This is a genomic window from Pseudoalteromonas apostichopi (assembly GCF_030297135.1).
GTDB lineage: Bacteria > Pseudomonadota > Gammaproteobacteria > Enterobacterales > Alteromonadaceae > Pseudoalteromonas > Pseudoalteromonas apostichopi.
This window is the reverse complement of record NZ_AP028066.1, coordinates 628126-650841: the sequence shown is the minus strand read 5'-3', so window position 1 is coordinate 650841 and position 22716 is coordinate 628126. Positions and strand designations below refer to the sequence as shown.

The 22716-nt window shown below is 39.8% G+C and carries 16 protein-coding genes; 11 read left to right on the top strand and 5 right to left on the bottom strand.

Annotation, left to right across the window (positions count from 1 at the left end; all coding sequences use genetic code 11):
- The first annotated feature begins 148 nt into the window (after positions 1–148).
- Positions 149–2794 (top strand): phosphoenolpyruvate carboxylase, encoded by a 2646-nt coding sequence (ppc, locus tag QUE86_RS18885; RefSeq protein ID WP_167657264.1) that lies wholly within the window; start codon positions 149–151, stop codon positions 2792–2794.
- Here ppc and QUE86_RS18880 read toward each other — a convergent pair.
- Positions 2791–4830, bottom strand: coding sequence for a tetratricopeptide repeat-containing sensor histidine kinase (locus QUE86_RS18880; RefSeq protein ID WP_286260541.1), 2040 nt, complete (start codon positions 4828–4830; stop codon positions 2791–2793). The two genes, ppc and QUE86_RS18880, sit on opposite strands and share 4 nt — an antisense overlap.
- Positions 4831–5169: 339 nt before the next feature.
- Between QUE86_RS18880 and QUE86_RS18875 the strand changes: the two genes are divergently transcribed.
- Positions 5170–5538, top strand: a complete 369-nt coding sequence (locus tag QUE86_RS18875) for a hypothetical protein (protein ID WP_130052448.1) — start codon at positions 5170–5172, stop codon at positions 5536–5538.
- Between the two features lie 164 nt (positions 5539–5702).
- The gene (gene cdd / locus QUE86_RS18870; RefSeq protein WP_130052447.1) at positions 5703–6635 is read left to right on the top strand and encodes a cytidine deaminase; all 933 of its coding nucleotides are present in this window, start codon (positions 5703–5705) and stop codon (positions 6633–6635) included.
- Here the strand turns inward: cdd and udp are convergent.
- Positions 6632–7387: a uridine phosphorylase gene (gene udp / locus QUE86_RS18865; RefSeq protein WP_130052446.1), complete on the bottom strand. Its 756-nt coding sequence runs from the start codon at positions 7385–7387 to the stop codon at positions 6632–6634. The genes cdd and udp overlap by 4 nt on opposite strands.
- A 145-nt stretch (positions 7388–7532) precedes the next feature.
- Between udp and QUE86_RS18860 the strand changes: the two genes are divergently transcribed.
- The 4 genes from QUE86_RS18860 (at position 7533) to paeA (ending at position 11953) form a co-directional block, all read left to right on the top strand.
- Entirely contained in the window at positions 7533–8312 is a 780-nt protein-coding gene (locus tag QUE86_RS18860; RefSeq protein WP_130052445.1) for a DUF2189 domain-containing protein, read from the top strand.
- Positions 8313–8601: 289 nt separating this feature from the next.
- The gene (locus QUE86_RS18855; RefSeq protein ID WP_130052444.1) at positions 8602–9711 is read left to right on the top strand and encodes an arginase family protein; all 1110 of its coding nucleotides are present in this window, start codon (positions 8602–8604) and stop codon (positions 9709–9711) included.
- 123 nt (positions 9712–9834) lie between these two features.
- Positions 9835–10527, top strand: a complete 693-nt coding sequence (locus QUE86_RS18850; RefSeq protein ID WP_130052443.1) for a substrate-binding periplasmic protein — start codon at positions 9835–9837, stop codon at positions 10525–10527.
- 139 nt (positions 10528–10666) lie between these two features.
- Complete coding sequence (gene paeA / locus QUE86_RS18845) at positions 10667–11953, top strand: polyamine export protein PaeA (RefSeq protein WP_256854153.1); 1287 nt, start codon at positions 10667–10669, stop codon at positions 11951–11953.
- Positions 11954–11969: 16 nt separating this feature from the next.
- Here paeA and iadA read toward each other — a convergent pair whose 3' ends face one another.
- The 3 genes from iadA to QUE86_RS18830 all read right to left on the bottom strand — a co-directional run bounded on the left by iadA (position 11970) and on the right by QUE86_RS18830 (position 17627).
- Complete coding sequence (gene iadA / locus QUE86_RS18840; protein WP_286260540.1) at positions 11970–13136, bottom strand: beta-aspartyl-peptidase; 1167 nt, start codon at positions 13134–13136, stop codon at positions 11970–11972.
- 11 nt (positions 13137–13147) lie between these two features.
- Positions 13148–14557 carry a putative basic amino acid antiporter YfcC gene (gene yfcC, locus QUE86_RS18835; protein WP_256854151.1) on the bottom strand — a complete coding sequence of 470 codons (1410 nt, stop codon included), beginning with the start codon at positions 14555–14557 and terminating at the stop codon, positions 13148–13150.
- Between the two features lie 142 nt (positions 14558–14699).
- A complete protein-coding gene (locus tag QUE86_RS18830; RefSeq protein WP_286260539.1) occupies positions 14700–17627 on the bottom strand; it encodes a TonB-dependent receptor domain-containing protein in 2928 nt (975 codons plus the stop codon).
- A 342-nt stretch (positions 17628–17969) separates the two neighbouring features.
- On the opposite strand from QUE86_RS18830, the gene QUE86_RS18825 reads away from it, so the two are divergent.
- The 4 genes from QUE86_RS18825 (at position 17970) to QUE86_RS18810 (ending at position 22707) form a co-directional block, all read left to right on the top strand.
- Positions 17970–19664: a cyanophycinase gene (locus tag QUE86_RS18825; protein ID WP_286260538.1), complete on the top strand. Its 1695-nt coding sequence runs from the start codon at positions 17970–17972 to the stop codon at positions 19662–19664.
- A gap of 87 nt (positions 19665–19751) precedes the next feature.
- The gene (locus QUE86_RS18820; protein WP_167657269.1) at positions 19752–20165 is read left to right on the top strand and encodes a hypothetical protein; all 414 of its coding nucleotides are present in this window, start codon (positions 19752–19754) and stop codon (positions 20163–20165) included.
- Between the two features lie 71 nt (positions 20166–20236).
- Positions 20237–21334, top strand: coding sequence for a 6-phosphofructokinase (locus tag QUE86_RS18815; RefSeq protein WP_167657270.1), 1098 nt, complete (start codon positions 20237–20239; stop codon positions 21332–21334).
- 209 nt (positions 21335–21543) lie between these two features.
- Positions 21544–22707, top strand: a complete 1164-nt coding sequence (locus QUE86_RS18810) for an efflux RND transporter periplasmic adaptor subunit (protein ID WP_130052438.1) — start codon at positions 21544–21546, stop codon at positions 22705–22707.
- Positions 22708–22716 lie beyond the last annotated feature (9 nt).

Here is a 22716-nt window from a genome sequence, read left to right as displayed (position 1 = left end):
TTTTTTACGAGTATGTTAGAAAATTCGATCTATTAAATTAACGCTGACAATGATATTAATAAAAGGGATCAGTATTTAGCTGCGCTCGTGCTTGGTTAAATACTGTGCAGTAAGTACTTTCAACTTAGTTAAAGAAAGGAGTATGAGAATGAGTGAACAATACGCTGCACTTCGCGGTAATGTTAGTATGCTTGGACAAATGCTGGGTCAAACCATTAAAGATGCACAAGGACAAGCCATTTTAGATAAGGTAGAAGAGATTCGCGCTTTATCTAAATCGTCACGTAGTGGTAACGAAGCCGACAGACAAGCGCTTATCGAAGTACTACACGCTCTCACAGATGAAGAACTATTACCGGTTGCACGCTCATTTAATCATTTTTTGAATCTTGCTAATGTTGCAGAACAATTTCATACCGTTTCGCGCTTTAATGATGTTGGTTTTTGCCAACTAAACCCTCTCACTCAAACATTAAAAGCGTTAGCAACTGCATCAAAGCAAGGTCAAGTGGACCCTAATCACTTGGCACAAACACTCTCAAAACTCCACATCAATTTAGTACTCACGGCTCACCCAACTGAGGTGACACGCCGTACAATGATCAATAAACACGTTGAATTAAGTGATTGTCTTGCCTCTTTAGAGCGTAAAGACAATTTACCAAGTGAACGTGCAGATTTATTAAATCGCATTGCCCAACTTATTAGCCAAGCTTGGCATACCGACGATATTCGTCGTTCGCGCCCAACGCCAATCGATGAAGCTAAATGGGGTTTTGCAGTTATTGAGAATAGCTTATGGCATGCCGTTCCACGTTTTCTACGCGAGTTTGGTGAAGACGTAAAAGCAGAGCTTGATCTTGAATTACCGATTGATTTCAGCCCAATTGAATTTACTTCATGGATGGGTGGTGACCGTGATGGTAACCCGTTTGTAACCGCTGAAGTCACTCAGCAAGTGCTAGACCATGGCCGTTGGATGGCACTTGATTTGTATTCGCGTGACATTGAGACGCTAAGTAATGAGTTATCTATGTCTGATGCAAGCGATGAATTAGTTGAGCTTGCAGGGCAAGACTTTGAACCTTACCGTGCGGTACTTAAAAAATTAAAGAATCAAATTGCCGAAACCGTGACGCATTTGGGCGCTAAAATTAAGAAAAAGCGCACTGACTCTGAAGATTTAATTACCGATATTGCGCAAATTAAGCACCCTATTGAAGTGTGTTATCGCTCGCTAATTAAAACCAACATGAAAGTGGTGGCAGACGGTTTGCTACTTGATGTACTGCGCCGCATTAACAGCTTTGGTTTGCGCCTTGCAAAACTTGATGTGCGTCAGGACTCGTCACGTCATGGTGATGTTTTCTCAGAGCTAACACGTTATTTAGGTTTAGGAGATTACCATCAATGGCAAGAAGAAGATAAACAAGCATTCTTACTTGCGGAGCTGAACTCTCGTAGACCACTAATACCTAAACATTGGCAGCCAAGCCCTGAAGTACAAGAAGTACTTGATACGTTTGATGTGATAGCAGCGCAAGACGCACAAACATTTGGCTTGTACATCATTTCCATGGCACGCACTGCATCCGATGTCTTAGCAGTACAATTGTTATTGAAAGAAAGTGGTTGCAAGTTTAACTTGCCGGTTGCACCGTTATTTGAAACCTTAGATGACTTAAATAATGGTAAAGAGGTTATTGAATGTTTACTTGATAACACTTGGTACCGTGGTCATATTCAAAATCAGCAAAATGTCATGATCGGCTACTCAGACTCAGCAAAAGATGCAGGCATGATGGCTGCTGGTTGGGCACAATATGAAGCAATGGATAAACTCGTTCAATTAGCCGAAGAGCGCGGTATTGAGCTTATCTTATTCCACGGCCGTGGTGGTACTGTTGGTCGTGGTGGCGCTCCAGCTGCACAGGCGCTTCGTTCTCAGCCTCCTGGTTCATTAAAAGGTGGCCTGCGTGTAACAGAGCAAGGTGAAATGATCCGCTTTAAGTTTGGTTTGCCTGCTGTCGCACTACAAAGCTTAAATATTTATGCCGGTGCGGTACTTGAGAGTAACTTATTGCCGCCGCCAGAGCCTAAGAGCGAATGGCGTGATGTTATGGATCTTATTAGTGCAGACTCATGCGAGCATTACCGTCAAGTTGTGCGTCATGATGAAAACTTTGTTCCTTACTTTAGAATGGCAACGCCAGAACAAGAGCTCTCAAAATTACCTTTGGGCTCTCGCCCGGCTAAGCGTAACCCGAATGGGGGTGTAGAAAGCCTTCGTGCTATTCCATGGATCTTTGCATGGAGCCAAAATCGTTTAATGCTGCCAGCTTGGTTAGGTGCATTAACAGGCCTTAAAGCTGCTTTAGATAAATATGGCATCGAAACACTTCACGAAATGAGCTTAAAATGGCCATTCTTCCGTGCTCGTTTAGAGATGCTAGAGATGGTATTTAGCAAAGCCGATACATGGTTAAGTGCTCATTATGATGATGCACTTGTTACTGAGCAATATAAGCCATTAGGTGTGAAGTTACGTCAGGAATTGAGTGAGGCTATTGAGCTTGTTCAATCGCTTAGCCCACAAAAGAGCTTACTTGCAGACCAGCCTTGGATCAAAGAGTCAATCGCGCTTCGTAACCCTTACACAGATCCACTTAACTTATTACAAGTTGAGTTACTGCGTCGTTCACGTGAAGCTGATGAAAACTCTGCAAGTGATATTGATAATGCCTTGATGATCACGATGACAGGTATTGCAGCAGGTATGCGTAATACCGGTTAATAGCTGGTGTCATCTACTAATTGAGCATCGATTGGTAGGCTAATAACAAATCGTGCGCCGTGTTTACATGACTCGGCGCCGATTTTACCTCTTAGGTTGTATTTAACTGCGTTAAATACCACGTTTAAACCAAGCCCTAAGTGATTACCCCCTAGATTAGTGGTGTAAAAAGGGGTAAATATTTCATGTAGAATTTCATCACTGATTCCCACACCGTTATCTTGATAGGTAATTTCAACCACATGCGTAAACGCTTTGACTGAAACTTCGACCACTCCCTTACCCGAATTAACAAAGCCATGCTCACAGGAATTAATAACTAAGGTTTTTAATACATCACTTAAAATAGTTGGATAAGAAGTAATAGTTGCTTCATCGCCATGAATTTTAAAATCAATTTGTTTACCAAGATGTTTGCTCAAAGGACATAAACGATGGTTAAGAAAGCTTGAAAGCTGTATTTTGCTCATCGGTTTATCTAGGTGTATAGACACATTAAGCGCTTTAAATTCTTCTACAATTCCGGCAAGTCGATTAATACTGTTGATCACAAGGTCTTTAGCGCTATTGGTATCGGTAATAAATTTATGAAAATGCTTGCTAGACAGCTCTCGGGCTTTAAATTTTTCTTCTAAACCTTCCATGTAATCATCTATTAATGAACTTGCTGTAACTATGGTGCCTATAGGGGTATTAAGTTGATGCGCCATACCGGATACTAGTGCTGTTAAAGACGCTATTTTTTCTATTTCAATAAGATGATTTTGAGTATCTTTTAACTGTTTTAATGCTTTAGCTAATTTTTGTTTTTGTTTGTCGATACTATTAATTGCGATAAAAGAGCCAAATAAAATAATTACTAAACATATACTTACAACAATAGTGAGATCTTTAAATGCATTGGCTTTCGTCGCTTTTATTTGTTCAGCACGAGTCAATTCAGAAATTCTTACCTCTTTTGCGGCTACATCAGCTTCCGCTAATGCTTTAGCTAGGTTCACTTTTGCTTGTCTGGTTAAAATAGCTTCATTAATGTACGAATATTGTTTATAAGCGCTTAGTGCATTTGCATAAATTTTTTGTTGTTCGTAAAGCTCTGCAGTTAATTTTGCAATCGATAATAGGACTTCAAAATTAGTATGGCTAACAGCTTGTATGTTAACGGATGCTAGTGTATCGAGCGCTTTCTCAGTATGACCTTGTGCTTCATACGTTTCTGCTAAGCATAAAATGATATTAAGTTGCTCACTTTCAAGCTTTTTATTTTCAATAACAGTCGAAGCCTCGTTTAGTACCTTTTCTGAGTCTTCTAAAAAACCTTGAAAACGTAATATTTTGGCTTTTATAACTAGGCTTGAAGCAAGGTGAGTGGTGTAGTTATGTTGGTTTTGTAACCCTATAGCTTCATTGATAACCTTGAGTGCGTTTGAATACTGTTTTAATCCAATTAAAGCAAGCGCTAAGTTATTACTAGCAAATGATTCGTTCAGAGTTTGATTTTTACTGCGGGCATAATCTCGATAGTATGTGAACGAGTCAGCAGCTTCTTTGTAACGGTTTAAACGTAGCTTTACCAAAGCGATATTATTTTCGGTTTGATAAACTAAACGTTCATCTCGAGATTGTGCAAATGGCATGGCATCGCGATAGTAAGCTAAGGCTTCTTCATATAGACCTAAGCGTGCATAAATACCCCCGGAAATATTGAAATAGCCATACATGAGGTCTTTTTCATCAGACTGAGAAACCATATTCATGTACTTAACAATGGTTTCCATGGCTTGTTCTAGCTCGTCTGTCTCTAATAAGAACCAAGCTTTATAATTAGTAGCAATAATCTTTTGTTCTAATGTTAGCTCGGTAGTTTCTATGAGGGCATTGACAAACTTTAGGCCTTCTTGTGGTGAGCTTGCATAGCTTTGCCTTATTGAAAGTCTGAGTTCATTAAACTCTTTGTTAGGCATTGCATTAATTGTTGTTGAATATAATAAAATCAATAGTATAAAGCTAATGAGCAAAACCAAACGCGCTTTCATGGCACACCAATCCATTTTAAAAATGAGTACATAAAGCACTCACTCCTTTTACTGTCTTAATAACGCTTTACATTATAAATTTTAACTAAATACAGGTTTATCTGAAATTGCTTATTTGTTTAGAGGAAATCTCTTACATGTTTATAAAGTAAATAGGGTGTGAACTCGAATGGCAGATTTTCAGATTAAAACTAATCCTAAAATATGAAATATGCAACTGGTCATACCTATTTTATTGCTAGGTATTGACTGGAAGGGCGATATCAATAAAATAGCCCAGCTTTTTAGATCAGCTACCGTTGAGCCAAAAACAACTCCCACACTTTTTTAGAGTAACTTATGCCAAACGTGTCTACTTGCATCACTTATGATGCATCGACGTCACTCGTGATGATGACGTTAAGAGGGACTGCTAGTGCACAGGATGTGATTAATTTTTACCAAATTGCCCAACAATACTCGGTATTATATGGGTCAGAAAAAATACTCGTTGACGTGTCTGAATTGACTCACAACTTCGCACCTGCTGATTTATTCACCATCATGCCGGAAGTGGCAAACTCTTTGAAAGAAGCTGTAGTGGCTATTGTGGTAAGTTTTGATGGATTTATGCACGATTTATTTATGCAAAAAGCAAAGCGCTATAACTTACAAGCTGAAAACTTTGAATGTTTTAACAAAGCTAAAAACTGGTTAGTGCATCAATAAATGCTGAGCTTAGCTATTGGAAATATATTTGTATATCTGGGCTTACAAATACCGCTAATTTTTAGCTTTTTTTGTGCTAATAATCGGGATGTTTAACGCCAAAACCTAGCAATTCAATACGTAACCTTTTAAACTGTTTAGCCAATTAATAATTATAATTTGTTATGACAGCAACTAGGATAGATGCAAGCAAACTAGCTCAAAAATCTGAGCCGTTTAGCTTCAATGAACAACAAAAAAACTCTCTTTTTGCCCAGCTTAAAAAGCAGCGTGGCATCTTATCTCAATCAGATATTTCTTCTCTTTGTCAGCAGTTCGAAGTTAGCCAACTTGAGTTACAAAAAGCCTGTGTACCCGTCGCAAGTTTATTTTCTGTCGCACCTATTTCTAAATTTTATGTGGGTGCTGTTGCAGTTGGGTTAAACAAACAAGGCGAAACAAACTTTTATTTTGGTGCTAATGTCGAGTTTTCTCATCAAGCATTAAGTTTGGTAGTACATGCTGAGCAATCAGCGATTAATAATGCGTGGCTTAACGGCGCGCAAGCAGTTCAAAAAATTGCTATCAGTGATGCACCTTGTGGTTATTGCCGTCAATTTATGAATGAATTGAGCACCGCAGACTCACTTGAGATTTTATTGCCAGAACGGGACTTTAACCTACATGAGTTGTTACCACATTCATTTGGTCCAAAAGATTTAGGTAATGAAGAATGCTTGTTTTCACATAAACAAAGAGATAAGCAATTTGCAGAAACGAGTATTAACGATGAAAAACTAGTTCAATTGGCGCTTAATGCATACGTACCATATACGGGTAATTTTAGTGCTGTTAGATTAAGTACATATACAGAAGGTGACTTTTACGGAAGCTATGCAGAAAATGCAGCTTATAGTCCAAGCCTTTCTCCGCTACAAAGTGCGTTGAGTCAGTTTTATCTTGCGGGTTTAACTTTTGATGATAAAACGGTTAAGTCAATAACCTTGCTAGAAACACAAGGCGCAGAAAATCAGTATGAGGTGGCTAAAAGTGTGCTGGCAAGTTTTGAAAACCCACCAGCATTTGAACACTGTGTTGCTAAACTAGTTAACGATTAGTTTAGCAATAGTTTTGCAGCTTCAATGACGACGGCGACTGATTTTTTCTCAATCTCGCCGTGGTCAACATTAGGAATTTCTTGTTTAGTACGATTTACTAATACACCTGCAACACACGCTGCACGCAAGCCAAGTGCTGCACACATAGTAAATAGTGTTGCTGATTCCATTTCATAATTCATCACGCCTAGTTTTTGCCATTCTTCACAGCTGCCTTGGAATGAACGAGGAACATAGCCAGAATAGGTATCGTAACGTTCTTGTCCTGGATAGAAGGTGTCACTAGATGCTGTAATACCAATATGGAAGCTAATCCCTAACTTATCACACGCATTTACCATAGCTTGAGTAGCAAAAAAGTCAGACACTGCAGGATAGCTTAGCGGTGCGAAATGCTGGCTTGCGCCGTCTAAACGAACTGAGGCTTGGCTAATTAAAATGTCGCCTTCATTAATGTGTGGCTGAATAGCACCGGTCGTGCCAATTCGCAAAAAGGTATCTATACCTAGCTGGGCAAGTTCTTCAACAGCGATTGATGTAGATGGTCCGCCAATACCGGTTGAACAAACTACAACGCTATGGCCGTTTAGCTCACCTCGGTATACATGAAATTCACGGGTCTTCGCTAAGCATTCTGGGTTATCGAGAAGTGTTGAAATGCGTGCTGAGCGGTCAGGATCGCCTGGGACAATCGCAAGGGTTGCGCCGTTTAAGTCCTGACGAGTAAGCCCTAAGTGAAATACCTTTTCCATTATTAAACCTTATTTTTGTCTAAAGCGTAATACTTTAATCATATGTGTTTAAAGTACAGGACAGATGTCCTATTAGATTACGAATGTTGCAAGAATTGCACAGATAACCTAAACCTAAAGAAGTAACGATAAAAGAGGATATATTATGCCTGCTTCATCTTCTATGAGTAAACACCATGAGTTTGCACGCTGTTTAGAAAGCTCGAAAATTTCAATCGGTGCGCCTTTTCATTGGTTGGCACTCGCATTTAAAGATATCGCTAATGCTCCCATACTAAGTCTAGTATACGGATTAGTATTTACCTTGATACCTGCGACTATCATGTATTTTGTTTATCAGTTTGATACACACTTGGTTATTTTACCTGCCGTAGTTGGCTTTGCACTAATAGGCCCTGCATTTGCCGCTGGTCTTTATGATGTTGCTTGGGAGCTTGAAAAAGGTCACAAGCCCACTTTAATGCACAGTCTTAAATCGATGTTCAGAAACCCTGCAGGTGAATGGGGATTTGCCGTGTTGTTAATGGTGATTATGATTGTATGGATGCGTTTAGCAGCTCTTATTCATGCATTGTACCCGAACGTTGTTAACCCGACTTTTGAGCAGTTATCTGCATTCTTAACGCTCGGCAGTATTGTCGGCGGTATCTTGCTGGTGACTGTATTCGCTATTTCTGCATTTACCCCGCAAATTATGATGGAGCGCCGTGTTGATATTATGACTGCGGTAATTTCTTCTATGAACGCGGTTAAAACAAATTTTGGTGCCATGGTTGTTTGGGCTGGGTTAATTCTGTGCTTAGTGTTTGTAGGCTTTATTACTGGCACTGCTGGTTTTATTGTCATTATGCCTTTATTGAGCTACGCCAGCTGGCATGCGTATATTGCCGTTATCAAAACCAAGAAGCCAAGAGGCTATGAATAATGAGTATTCACTTCGCTTGAATATAAATCTATAGCGGCAATCGAGTAGGTTGCCGCAAAATTTGACTTTCTTTTCGCGCATGTTATACCTGCCCAAATACAGCGCTCTTATTTAACTAGAGCAGTTTAAATTCTTCTGCATTAAAATTATAACCTTTTAATTTCAGAGAGTTATAAGTTTGGTTGGGCAAGTATTTGTTTAGCCTCAAAAATCTAAACGATACACAAACCTGATTGCGTAACTTTTTTTATTACGCATGAATATGCAGATAATGATCAGCGGAGTAGAGATGAGTAACACACAAAAAGCATTCCATGAAAAACTAAGTCAGTGTCTTTGTCCTCCTGGCGATGGCGTATTTACAGTCAATACAGCAAAAGAACGTAAAGATGCGCTGCGTACTAAATTATACGGCCAAACAGACAATGTTGATGTGCTTTGGAAAGAGTCACTTGAAACACTGACTGACTCTGAACACAAAGCCGTTATTTTAGGAATTAGCTCTGACTGTGGCGGTGGTATCTTACGTGGTGCTAATTGGGGACCATTGTTTTTGCGCTCTACTTTGATTGATCAACAACCTCAAGCTCGCGCTTTTGATTTGGGTGATGTACGTGTAATCCCGCATTTATTACATGATAAATACCTTAACGATGCGACTATCACAAACTGCCAAAAAGCGTTATATGCAGATGAAAACAGTGAATACCATGTATCACCTTTGTCTATCACCGAAGATGTTTGTGATGGCTTTTATGCAAACTATCCTGATAAGGGTATTTTTGGTATCGGTGGCGACCATTCAATTAGCTACCCGCTGACTAAAGCTTACTTAAAAGCAAAACGTGATGCAGGTAAACGCACCGCAATCATTCACTTTGATGCTCATACTGACTTATTAGTTGAACGTTTAGGTATCGATTTATGTTTTGGTTCATGGTGTACACATATCCTTGAGTATTTACCGGCGCCGCGTAATTTAATTCAATTTGGTATTCGCTCTAGTGGTAAGCCTAAGCAACATTGGGAAGACACTTTTGGTGTTAAACAACATTGGGCCCACGAAATCATCGAACGTGGTGCTAAAGCAGTTGCTGAAGAGGTAATTGCACAACTTAAGGCTGATAATGTAGATGAGCTTTATGTAAGCTTTGATATTGATGCACTTGATGAAAGTTTTGCTTCAGCGACAGGGACACCAGAAGCAGGTGGCTTAACACCACAACATGCTTTAGATATTCTAGTTGCGTTGGCTGACGAGTTCCCAATTACTGGTGCTGACATGATGGAAATTGCGCCATTCACAGACAGCTCATTAATCGGTCAAACAAGTTCTGAAACAACACTTAGAGAAGGTGCTAAAATCTCAGCATTTTTGATTAATGCAATAAATAAGTAATTGACTCTAGGGCGGAAACACCCGTTTCCGCTCATTCCTTTTTACTAAATAATATTTCAATATCTGCAACTTCGAGCTATATTATTATAAAAAATAATTATAATTTATTTGGTATCGCTCATTATGCGCACAATTCTAACCCTGTCATTGCTGCTATTTCTGCAACCTTGTTTTGCAGCAATTACAGTGGTGACCGAAAATTTCCCTAATTTTCAATACCTAAATGAAAACGGCGTATTAACTGGAACTGTGGTTGATCAAGTTAAATCAGGTCTAGAAAAAAGTGGATTGGATTATGAGCTTTCTGTAAACACTTGGTCAATTTCGTATAACGCAGCATTACGTGACAGCAATACCTGTATCTTTTCTATGGCAAGGCTTCCTTCACGTGAAGACAAATTTACTTGGATAGCCCGCATTGGTGGTTTTTCGGCGTCATTTTATTCTTTTAAATCTGAACAAGTAAAAATAGCTAATATTGATGAAGCTAAAAAATACCGAATTGCAGTTTTAAAAAATAACTATTCACACATATACTTAAAAGAGAATGGCTTTGATGAGCGCAATCAGCTGATCTTACTTGATAGTTTTGACAACATTTATGATGTGCTTAAAAGCAGACGCTCAAGTATAGATTTAGTCATCCTCAGCGATGAACAGTTTAAATATGAACGTGATGGCGATAACACGCTTGAAGATTTAAAACCGATATTAAAACTGCCCGTCGGAACACCTCAGTTATACTTCGCTTGCAATAAAAACATCAACCCTGTGACTCTTGAAAAATTAAACAAAGGCTTTGCTGCTAACGATTAAAAATAGCACTTGTTGAATGCTACAAAGTGGCTATAATCAGCTGCTTTTTGTCCATTCTCGCCAAACTCTAGCTAGCCTAAACGAGCAAAAAGTTGTTTGCATTCAACACTCTGAATGCGCTTAATTATTAGGAGCTACAATGAGTGATTTACTCATTATTATGATTTTAATTTTGATCAGTGCATTGTTTGCAATGAGCGAAATAGCGATTGCTGCATCTCGTAAGATCAAATTACGAGTTATGGTGGACGAAGGAAATAAAAAAGCCCAAGCAGTGCTTAGCTTACAAGAGCAACCTGGAGCATTTTTTGCGATGATACAAATAGCCTTAAATGCGATTGCGATTTTGGGGGGGATTGTTGGTGAGCAAGCATTATCTCCTTATATCGAACAAGTTTTAGGGATGATTTATCAAGGTCCGTTACTGAGCCAAGTTAGCTTTTTGATTTCGTTTTTTAGTATTACTTCTTTGTTTATCTTATTCGCTGACTTGTTACCAAAACGCTTAGCGATGATTATGCCAGAGGCGGTTGCTGTTAATGTGGTATCTATTATGCGCTGGGTTACTTTTGCGCTAACACCCTTTGTTGTTTTCTTTAATGGTATTACTAATTTGGTTTTGCGCGCGTTTAAAGTACCCGCAGAGAGAGAAGATATCGTTACCACAGAAGACATCGTCGCGATGATGGATGCAGGGGCTGAGTACGGCAGCTTGCAGCAACAAGAATATGAGTTAATTGGCAATGTATTTGATTTAGAAGCCCGCTTTTTATCGAGTGTGATGACGCCTCGTGATCAAATTGTGTTTTTTGATGTCAAAGCAGATGCACAAGAAGTAGCAACCAAAATAATTGAGCACCCTCATAATCACTTTTTAGTGTGTGATGGCAGTTTAGATAAATTAATTGGTTCGGTTGAATCAAAAGATATTTTGCGCAAAGTACTAAAAGGACAAACTGCCGAAATAGATAATGAATTGATAAGCCGCGACATTTTCTACCTGCCAGAAACATTGAGTCTTTCAGAGGCGTTAAATACCTTTAAAAAAGCGGCAGAGCCGTTTGCCGTTGTGGTTAATGAATATGCGCTAATGGTCGGTATTGTCACTGTTAAAGATTTAATGAAAGGGTTCATGGGCGATTTAATTAGCCATCAAGGTGAAGAGTTAATTATTCAACGTGATAATTCATCCTGGTTAGTTGATGGTTTAACCCCAGTGGTAGAGCTTGCTAAGGTACTTGAAATTGAAGAGTTCCCAGAACAGTCTCATTACGAAACAGTCGCAGGATTTTTGATCTACACCATGAAACGCCTGCCAAAGCGTGCAGAGTTTATAAACTTTGCTGGCTATAAGTTTGAGGTTGTCGATGTTGAAGGGGTGAAAGTCGAGCAACTACTTGTTACTCGAATTTCGGATACTGTTTAGGCCGCAGATTGCGGCCTTATTCAAAGGCGCCTTTAACAAGGGCTTTGCCTTTGCTTACCATATGAACGCCCTTCGACCAGCATTCTGTTGGCTCAAGCGTTGATTTATTAAGTAACACAAGATCGGCATCTGCATTATGCTTAATTACACCTTTATTAATACCTAGTACCTGTGCAGGGTTTGATGTAATCGCCATTAAAGCGTGTTCAATCGAAACATTAAACTTTTGCACTGCTTCTACAAACGAGCCATGCAATGTTGACTCTTTACCTACTTCAAGGCCAAGCAAATTAAAGCTTTTGTCAAAAATAGGGAGGCTTGCATGGCCATCAGAACTCATGGTTAGTTTTGTTGGGTCGACTTTATTCTCTAGGCAATAAGCGAGTGCGTGTGCGGCAGAGTATTCACCATGAGAAAGGTCATACTCGGTTGTACTTGTTGTAAAATCTATAGTGCCACCGGCTTCACAAAAATCTACCCCAGCATTAAGTAAGTCGATATTCCGATTCATGTGAGTTGGGTAAAATTGTGCCAGCGAAATATCGGTTTGCTTATCAACCTCATGCAATAACGATAAATGTGTATCAACAGGGCCAACATGGATGCTGACAGTACCTTTTTTACCACTTAACATGCCAGCCACTTTTGCCTCAGCAGCCAGTTCGGCAAGCTGTTGTACTGTTGGTTGACTACTGCGATGATCAGATATAGCAATTTCTCCCACGCCAACAAACTCATCAATGTACATTAAATCGCTGGTGATTGAGCCTGTCAGTGTTTTAGCGGGTAAATGATATGAGCCCGAATGACAAAAAACGTTGAGTCCAAGCTCTTTCAGTTCCTTTGCTTTAGCAATCAAGTTGCTATGAGTTCGGCTACTTGAGTCAGTGCCAAGGGCTGCAATTACGGTTGTTGTACCATACAGTGTTGCATCAGTAAGGTTCATTTCAGGCGTTCTACTTGCAAAGCCAGCTTCGCCGCCACCACCAGTTATATGAACGAGTGAATCCACAAACCCCGGGGCTAAAATACAATGAGTACCATCGACCGTGGTAATCCCCTGATAAGTATCGATGGTGATTTCAGGCTGTATATCAACTATTTTTCCGCCAGCAATAAGAACATCTTGAATGCCTAAAGGTGAGGGGGCAAAAACGTCTGCGCCTTTTATAAGTGTTAACATAATTAAATCTTTTACTGATAGTTAATAAAGTGTGAGAGAAAAATAAAGCCACTGGCAAGACCAAATAAAGCTAAAGTGAAGCGCCAAATAAAACGTGCCCATTCACTCCAATCTAATTTAACAATACCTAAACAGCCAATGAGACTAGCAGAAGTAGGAATAAAAATATTCGTTAAACCATCACCCAATTGAAACGCTAACACCACAATTTGACGTGAGATATTTAACAAATCACCGAGTGGTGACATTAGCGGCATTGTTATCGCTGCTTGACCTGAGCCTGATGAAACAAAGAAGTTAAATACGCTTTGAAATAATAGCATGCCCCAAGCAGCGATATAATCAGGCACAACGGAGATGCTGGTGGCACTATAGTACAGTAAGGTATTAAGGGTTGAAGGTGACGTTAAGTCGCTACCGCCAAGTATTAAAATAACCCCCTTTGCAAGTGCCACTAAAAGCGCAGCAGGTAAGAGCTCTTGGGCACCTTCTTTAAATGCGTTTGCGCTTTCATTGGCAGTTTGTTTTTTGAATAAGCTGGCGATTACAGCACAGGCAATACCTAAGCAAAAAAACTGCGCTGCTAATTCAGGAATATAATACTGCCTAGCCATCACACCCCAAATAACCCAAACAATACCAGCTACAAAAGTAAGTAAGATTAGTCTATCTGCGTTATCTAAATTTATTGCGCTGTCTTTGTGTTGGTTAGTTTGTTGTTTAGTTGCTCTAATAGAATTGGCATATCGAATGGTGAATACAAGTCCAAATGAAGTAAAAACAAGCCAAGCAACCATTCTGAACCCTGCGCCAGAAAAAACGGGAATTTCAGCTATAGACTGAGCTATGGCAATGCTAAATGGGTTCATCCATGAGGTGGCAAAGCCAATTTGTGTAGCAACATAGGTTGTTAATACGGTAACTTTTGCGTCATAGCCAAGTTGCTTCATAATCGGGAATAACACAATACAAAAGGCGATGGCTTCTTCACCCATGCCGAAAACCGCACCACCTAAAGAAAAAAGCACGAACAATAGAGGAATGAATACCCACTCAATATGTTGTGTTTTATTAATGAGTGCCATTATGCCGTTATTAATCGCACCGGTTTTTAAGATAATCCCAAACGCACCGCCAGTGATTAAAATAAACGCCATCACACCAATCGCTGCGCCATACTTATCACCTGACACTAACCCTTCAAATAAGACATTAGCTAAGCCAATTTCGCCACCTTCTGCAAAAAATGCTGGCGGGGTATGATCTAAGGCTGTTTGGTATTGTGATAATTCAACGCTATGGCTATCCTTTTCGGCATTAAACACTCCGGGGGTTATAAATAGGCTGGCGAAATAGGCGATAACTGCGACGCACAACAAAATGATGCTCGCATCTGGCATCGCAAACTGTTTGTTTTTCATAAAGTCACTTAAAGGTCATTCGACGTTTATAAGATAAGCAAGGTATTGTAGCCCTTGCTAAGAAAGATTAATACTGAGAGTCATTAGTTTAAGATAACGTAAGCTCAAAAGTGTGGACGACTATCAAGTCGCCCATACCTTGCTAAAAGCGATAGCTCAAACTTAACGTATAGCGACTGCCATAAGCATTATGGTTTATAGAATCAAAACCTCGGCTTGAACCATATAGTTTAGGCGGTTCTTTATCAAAGATATTATCGATACGAGCACGGATTGATAATGCATCATTGATAAAATATCCGGCTGATAAATCCCATACTAACCATTCATCAACATCACGTTTTAACTCATCATTAAGCTCGCCTAGTTCCTCTAGCTCATCTATTTCACGGCCACGCAGTCCTTCAATATCATCCTCATAGCTACTGGTATAATTGGCACCAAGATTTATGTAATAACTCTCGGCATCCCAATCAATAGAGAATCTGCCCACATTTTCAGGGTAGCGATAAGTACCGATTAGCTTTTCGGTTGCATCTGAGCCTGGTTTATTTCTCTCGAACTCCAAATAGTGTGTACCATCAAAAGCGAGTGTTAAATTACCTTGTGCAAAAAGAAAACGATGATCGAACTTAAAGTCGATACCTGCTAAGGTTTGCGTGCCGGTATTTTCAAGAGGAATAACATGGTCTCTAAATAGTGGCAGGAATAGCTCATCTTCTCGCGGGTTAAACTCACTAATATAGTTTGTTAGGATCTCAGAGAGATTAGCGCCATCACTTTCGATATTAAGTCCTGCATTATCGGTTATTTCACACAGCTGCTCCTCGTACGAAATACCTTGTTGGCCTTGTGGTACTAAACCACAGTGACGCAGAGAAGCATCCGTGATTGCTCTATCTAGCACTGCTGTCATATTGGTATCGATGACTTGTTCATGATCGAAATGCCAATAATCGACAGTCAGATTGGTATTTACAGATGGACTCCATGCAAAGCCAATGCTGAGCGCTTCAGACTCCTCGGCTTTGAGTGTTTGATTACCAAGTTCTAGGCTGTTAACTCTGACTTCTGTGCCATCGCCCATACAGTATAAATCTGCAACAGCCTGATTAGCGCCACAATCAAAGCTTGATTGTGTAGTACGTAATTTTACACCAGCTTGAGTTAATGAAGGTGCTCTAAAAGACGTTGACCAAGAGCTTCTAATGATCAGAGAATCTGAAGGGCGGTAGCTTAAACCCACTTTAGGGTTAAACGTTCCACCAAAGTCATCGTAATGGTCGTAACGACCAGCAACTTGCAGTTCTAGCTGCTCAGTAACTGGCATATTCAACTCTACAAATGCAGCGTATTGCGTACGGTCTGCTTCTGATAAGCTCGAGCCAAAACCAAAAACATCGACTAAATAACCATTTTCAGCACGCGCTTGTGAATCTAAAGAAGGAATATCTTTTAATTCTTCTCGTCTAGCTTCTATACCAAATGCAGCATAAATGGGTAACTCATTAAACGTAAATAAATCGCCATTAAAGTTTAAATCCCAACCGTATACTGTACTTTCACCACTTCTACTTGGGTTTGCTTTTGCAAGCTCAAGCACGGCATCATTATTAGCATACCCCTGTAAAAAAGGGTTGTAGAATGGCATTAACTGACCTTGCGCACAATTCAGCTGTGTTCCATCGTATGTAGCCATTGATCCGTCAGAGCATAATTCACCAGTGATTGCAGCATGAAATTGGTAGCGGTTGTAAACTCCATCAATCGCTTCTTGCTCTGACTTAGAACGAGAAAATGTTATACCTGACTCCCAACTCCAATCACCAATGTAACCAGCTAGGCTACTGACTAAGCGAAAGTTTTTAGTTTCAACTTCAACAGTACGCGGTGAATTAAAACGTGCATCAAATGCAAAGCCATACATATCTCGACCTGCTTGAGTGGTAAATGGATCAATATAAAGCTGGTCCATAAGGTCGTTACTGCCATCAGCGTTATCATAAATGAATAGCGCATCTTCTATGATATACGGACCATCATCGTCGTTTATTTGATTGATTGGTGCAGGTGATGAATAGGCTTTTGATTTAGTTTGGCTATAGAAGAAATCGGTATGCCAATCTAAATCACCTAAGGTGCTGTTAAACATAAAGCCAGTTGAAAGGCTTTCAAATGGGGTTTCTAGGTAATCATCTTGATTAGCATAGTAAGCACAAATTTCCTCACCATACTCAGTCGTGACAAGCTCTGTTTTACAGTTTGGCGCTGGTAGTTCATTGCCATCTCGGCTGCTGTAATAATAAATGTTTGGTGAGTTCTCAAGTTTCGGTAAATATGAGTAACCATTCACTAGATTAGGTGTTGCGGTATAACTTCTGTCGGTCGCTTTAAAGGCATTGCGGTCGTAAATATCAGCAAATACCGTTAAGTTACTTTCACCGATATTCGTGCCGTAGACCACGTTAAGTTGCTTCTTACCTTCGTCATGACTGTTAAAACTATTGGTGTAAGAAGTGTTTACTTCAGCTCCTTGAAAGTCATCTTTAAGAATATAGTTAATAACACCGGCTACAGCATCAGCCCCATAAATTGCCGATGCACCAGTGGCTAAAATATCGATGCGCTCGATTGCAGCAAGTGGAATTGAGTTTACATCAACAAAGTTTTCAGTGCCTGCTGCGAACGAGCTAGGTGCTACACGTCGCCCATTAATGAGTGTTAATGTGGCAGAAGGCCCCATGCCTCGAAGGCTAGCTGCTGATTGACCCGCTGGTGTTGAGGTTGATGTACCACCACTTTCAGATGTTGAAAAGGTACCGGATCCGCCTTTGAAAACGGATAAATCTTTTAATAACTCATGAATGGTGTTCGCTCCTGAGCGCTTGATTGCATCTTGGTCAAGCACGGTAAGCGGGATGGTTCCTTCTAAATCAACCCCTTTAATTCGTGATCCTGTTACTTCTACTCGTTCAATTTTTTCTGATTGTTGGTCGTTTTGAGCATAGACAGATTGTACTGGGCACAGCACAGCACTGATTGCTACAGCAATTGTTAACTGACGAAACATATTGATTTACCTTTGTCTTAAAAACACACGGCAAAACCGTGACGTTTTGAATAATTGTTATAATTTTTTAGACAGGGCAGTGGGTTATAGACACAACTAGCCCCTCACAGGAAGTGAGGTGTGGCTACTCGTCAAACCACTCCGAAAGGTAGTGTGGAGAGTAGAAATATGTGCAAAGCGATAATGCATTTTTCAACATAATTCCAATCCGTAAGGTCTTTTGACAAAGCTAGCGATACAGTGCTAGCTTACTCGCGTTTTTAAATGTTCCTTTTTTTTATAGCAAGCAACAAAAAGCTGCGCAAGCAATTTTCTAATATTTTTTTACAAGAGTGTAACAATATGAACATCCTTAAGGAGCAAAAGACTAAATATCAAACTTCAGCTTTTTCTTTGGTATTTGGTTTGTTTTTCGCATCATTTGGCAGCAAAGTGTATGCAAGTGATCAACAGCAAACGTTGGTCTTAGTCGGCGGTGCTTTGACCACCTGCTCAAGTATGAGCCCTAAAAATTGTCTTTCTAATAAACAGATTAGTGGTAAACAAACTAATCAATATCGATTAAATAATGATGCTTTATCTGCAATAAAGACAAATTGGCCAACCAAGAATAAAAAAAATCGTCAGCAAACGCTCAAGGTATTAGCACAGATTGCACGTGAAAAGTCAGGCGTGATCACTAAAAGTGATATTTTATGGGCATGGCGTGATTTAGATAACAAGTTACTAAACGAACTCACTGATTCAGAATACAACTTTGTCATAGACTCACTTGAAGTCGCTGTATTAAATACAGATTCTACCCGTCAAAAAGAGCAGGTTAGTACAAGTGATAATAACGAACGTGCAGCCAATGATATTTTAGATTTTGTTGCTGCTTCATTAAAAACAACCACCAAATCACCAACAATTTTGGCTGTTACAGCCTCTAGCCGAGATCCATATGAATCAGCTGACTTTTATGAAGGGCTATTAAACTTTAAGGGGGTAGAATCAAGCTGGTTACCTCTAACCCCCGCCTTAGCAAAAGCGATTACGAGTAAGCAATGTGAGAGTTTGGATTCTTTACGCACTGACTCTATGGGCGTTTTTAATCGTGAGACAATTTACCCTGATCGAATTAAGGCCGAAAAAGTGCTTTGTGATAAAGGGGTAGATCATTTAGTTAAGCTAATTGAAAACGCGACGGGGATGATGTTTAACGGTGGCGATCAGAGTTTAACCAGAAAAGTACTGTTTGATGATAACGGTAAGCAATATCCTTGGACTCACGCAATTTTACAAAGACCATTACTTGTTGGCACAAGTGCAGGCACTGCTGTGCAAAGTGGTGGTAAAAATGAATATGGTTCAGTGCCGATGATTTCAAATGGTACAAGTTTAGCGGCAATGAGAGAAGGCTCGTTTGCTGTTTCACCTCCAAGTGAGCGCTGTGAAAATGAGTGCAGTAATAAGCTTTCGTCTGATAGCCTAACTTATGAAAAACAAGGTGGGCTAGGTAGCTTTACGTACGGTGTTCTTGATACACACTTTAGCGAGCGCAACAGAACAATGCGTTTAGCTAGATTATTGGCAGATACAGGGCAAAAACATGGCTTTGGGGTTGATGAAACTACAGCGCTTGTATCAATACGAGCTGGTAGAACTTCCTTAATGACAGTGATTGGTAAAAGCGGTGTTGTGCATGTTCAATCAGACGCTAAAAATAGCGGAGCTATTAGTTATTGGCCTGCAGGTACGGTTATTGATGTAACAAAGGATGGCTTTAACTTAGCTAAACGAACTGTTGATAATGCACTCCCTAGTATTAAAATTCCGCCACTGCCGATGCAGCGTTTCGGCACCATATTTTCAGATGCTAAATTACGCTCGCTTGTACAAGCTATGTGTTTAACACAAGAGCAACAAGCAGTAGCACAGCATGATGAGTTTTTATTGGATTTAAATGCTACTGAAAACACTCATTACTACCGTGTAAACACAAGCAGTACAGGCTGTGCGGTAGAAAACCTAGCCTTTAAAGTTAAGACCTTTTAACAGTATAAGATACTGAAAAAGTAGTGGATTATTTGTTCATTATTAGTTAGCGTAAGACTAATAATGAACAAACCATGGAATGGAGTTATGAAATATAACGTACTACTTTTATCTATTTTTGGCTGTTTATTTGCCTATTTATCTATACCCGTTATAGGCTATGGATCAGCTATTGCGATTCCAACTGAAGTACTTTCAGCCCTTTATGAATTGTCACCTAACTTTGCTTTATCAATGGTTGATATCGTTACTTTAGGCCTTCCTTTATTAGCTTTACTTTTAGTGTTTTTACTCATTAGTAAGTCGCTGTATCTTAGAGACAAAGCGTATTCATATTTTATATTGCTGACACCATTTTTAGCGCTGCATTTATATTTTGCTGTTAACACCTTTTCTGCAAATATTGATAACACCACTTTACTGACTAGTTTGCCTAAGTATGTATTACTAGTGCTTTTTGTGGCGCTGTTTTCTACACATAAAAAACCGCGTTTTAGTTGATGTAAGTCATACGCGAAAGTTCAATATATAAGCTAATCTGTAATTAATCAGTGAACGAAGTTGGTAACACGATGAAAAAATTACTGCTATTAACAAGTGGGGGTGATTGCCCTGGGCTTAATGGGGTGATCAGAGCGGTGGTTAAAGCAGCCGAACATGATGGTAATTGGCAGGTGTATGGTAGCCGAAGAGCATATTGTGGTGTGCTTGAAAAACCAAATGATATTATACACTTAACGAGTGAAGTGGTGGCGGGTATTCATGTTCGAGGTGGAACAATTCTAGAAACCGTTAATAAAGGGAACCCAACCGCATTTCCTGCTGAAATAGCGGGTGAACAAGTGTTTATTGACCGCTCTGATGAGTTAATTAGTATTATTAAGCAACTTGGTTTTGATGCCGTTATTAATATTGGTGGTGATGGTTCACACAGAGTATCTCAGCATCTATTTGAGCATGGCTTAAATATTGTCGGCGTGCCAAAAACCATTGATAATGATTTATATGGCACTGATTACACAATAGGTTTTCAGACTGCTGTCGACACCGCCACAGAAGCCATTGATCGATTAATACCAACAGCACAAAGTCACAACCGGGTGATTGTAACTGAAGTCATGGGTCGCGATGCAGGTTGGATTTGTTTGCATTCAGCAATTGCAGCAGGCGCTGAAGTAGCCCTTATTCCAGAAATTCCTTACGATATTGAAGCGATTAAAGCAAAACTTAAATCACGTTTTGACAAAGGGCATGGATTTGCCAATATTGTCATTTCAGAGGGGGCTAAACCACTTGCTGGCAGTGTAGTGAGTAAACAATCAAATGAGTTTGGTTATGAAAACCCAATTCTTGGTGGTATTGCAGAGCATTTGGCTTCACAAATACGAGTCGCACTTGATCTAGATGTGAGAGTGACAGTACTAGGTCATATTCAACGCGGTGGTACACCTAATGCGTTCGATAGAGTATTAGCAGCCGAATTTGGTGTGCAAGCATTCGAGCTTGTTAAACAAGGCCGATTTGGTTTTATACCTGTCAGTAAAGACGGAGAAATTAAACCAATCAGTTTAAAAGAAGCTACCTCTGAATATCGTGTTATTCCTTTAGAACACTCGTTAATTTCAAGCGCTCGTGCAATGGGTATGTGCTTAGGCGAAGAGCTCAGTTAATCTAGCGAATTTAGTATAACTGATAGTTTTAAAACGATTTTTTTAACAAGCTATCAGTTATATTATCAAACCTTCTATTCGTTTTATTTCTTTTGAACAAAACATGCTTTACAGCAAGTTATTTATTTAATGTAAAGTTATTTAAATATGGTTGATCTGTGCCTTTTTTAGTTTAGAATGATCGTTCACTCTAAACTAAGGAAATACACATGCAGCGCTCTCGCATTCCATTTTTTGCAGTGTCAGCTTTGGCTGGTGCTGTTTTATTATCAGGCTGCGGCCAATCAGAATCGGCTCAAGGGCAAACGCAGGCAGCTCAAGCTGTACCTGTTGGCGTTATTGAGATGCAAAGCAAACCTCTTACGCTAACTAAAGAATTACCAGGTCGTGTTGCTGCTTCACGTATCGCGCAAATTCGTCCGCAGGTTAACGGTATTATCCAGTCGCGTATGTTCGTTGAAGGTGCTGAAGTTGAAAAGGGCCAAGCCTTATATCAAATTGATCCGTCTACATTTGAAGCTGAAGTAGCTACCAGTAAAGCTGCTATTACTAAAGCTCAAGCAAGTATTGCTAATGCCAAAGCAAAAGCTGAACGTTACAAAGAGTTGTTGAGTATCAAAGCTGTAAGCCAACAAGATTATGATGAAGCAGATGCTGCATATAAAGGTGCAAAAGCAGACTTACTAACAGCTCAGGCGCAGCTTAAAACAGCTGAAATTAACTTGAACTATAGCAAAGTATTAGCACCAATTAGCGGCCAAATTGGCAAATCTGATGTAACAGCAGGTGCCCTAGTTAGCGCTAATCAAGCAACTGCGTTAGCAACAATTACTCAGCTAGATCCTATCTATGTTGATTTAACTCAATCGAGCAGTGAATTAACACGTTTGAAAAAAGCGATCGCTGCCGGTGAGCTTGATAAAGATGCTGCTTTACATTCAAAAGTTGAATTAAAGATGGAAGATGGCAGCACTTATCAACATAAAGGCACGTTACAATTCTCAGAAGTAACGGTTGACCCAAGCACTGGTTCAGTCACCTTACGTGCTGAATTTCCTAATCCTGAAAAATTACTTCTGCCTGGTATGTATGTTCGCGCAGTGATTGTTGAAGGTGTCAAAAATGATGCGATTTTAGCACCGCAGCGCGGTGTTAGCAGAAACACCAAAGGTGAGCCTACTGCGATGGTTGTAAGCAAAGACAACACCGTAGAAGCACGCGTGCTTAAAACTGATCGTACTGTTGGTTCAAACTGGTTAGTGACAGACGGCCTAAACAATGGCGATAAGTTGATTGTTGAAGGTTTACAGAAAATCCGCCCAGGTGCACCAGTCAATGCAATGCCTGCAGAATCAGCAGCTAACAGCCAGTAACGGAGAAAC

Excerpts from the sequence above, each read along its gene's own strand:
- ppc (WP_167657264.1), top strand. The coding sequence starts at position 149 with ATGAGTGAACAATACGCTGCACTTCGCGGTAATGTTAGTATGCTTGGA.
- QUE86_RS18880 (WP_286260541.1), bottom strand. The coding sequence starts at position 4,830 with ATGAAAGCGCGTTTGGTTTTGCTCATTAGCTTTATACTATTGATTTTA.
- QUE86_RS18875 (WP_130052448.1), top strand. The coding sequence starts at position 5,170 with ATGCCAAACGTGTCTACTTGCATCACTTATGATGCATCGACGTCACTC.
- cdd (WP_130052447.1), top strand. The coding sequence starts at position 5,703 with ATGACAGCAACTAGGATAGATGCAAGCAAACTAGCTCAAAAATCTGAG.
- udp (WP_130052446.1), bottom strand. The coding sequence starts at position 7,387 with ATGGAAAAGGTATTTCACTTAGGGCTTACTCGTCAGGACTTAAACGGC.
- QUE86_RS18860 (WP_130052445.1), top strand. The coding sequence starts at position 7,533 with ATGCCTGCTTCATCTTCTATGAGTAAACACCATGAGTTTGCACGCTGT.
- QUE86_RS18855 (WP_130052444.1), top strand. The coding sequence starts at position 8,602 with ATGAGTAACACACAAAAAGCATTCCATGAAAAACTAAGTCAGTGTCTT.
- QUE86_RS18850 (WP_130052443.1), top strand. The coding sequence starts at position 9,835 with ATGCGCACAATTCTAACCCTGTCATTGCTGCTATTTCTGCAACCTTGT.
- paeA (WP_256854153.1), top strand. The coding sequence starts at position 10,667 with ATGAGTGATTTACTCATTATTATGATTTTAATTTTGATCAGTGCATTG.
- iadA (WP_286260540.1), bottom strand. The coding sequence starts at position 13,136 with ATGTTAACACTTATAAAAGGCGCAGACGTTTTTGCCCCCTCACCTTTA.
- yfcC (WP_256854151.1), bottom strand. The coding sequence starts at position 14,557 with ATGAAAAACAAACAGTTTGCGATGCCAGATGCGAGCATCATTTTGTTG.
- QUE86_RS18830 (WP_286260539.1), bottom strand. The coding sequence starts at position 17,627 with ATGTTTCGTCAGTTAACAATTGCTGTAGCAATCAGTGCTGTGCTGTGC.
- QUE86_RS18825 (WP_286260538.1), top strand. The coding sequence starts at position 17,970 with ATGAACATCCTTAAGGAGCAAAAGACTAAATATCAAACTTCAGCTTTT.
- QUE86_RS18820 (WP_167657269.1), top strand. The coding sequence starts at position 19,752 with ATGAAATATAACGTACTACTTTTATCTATTTTTGGCTGTTTATTTGCC.
- QUE86_RS18815 (WP_167657270.1), top strand. The coding sequence starts at position 20,237 with ATGAAAAAATTACTGCTATTAACAAGTGGGGGTGATTGCCCTGGGCTT.
- QUE86_RS18810 (WP_130052438.1), top strand. The coding sequence starts at position 21,544 with ATGCAGCGCTCTCGCATTCCATTTTTTGCAGTGTCAGCTTTGGCTGGT.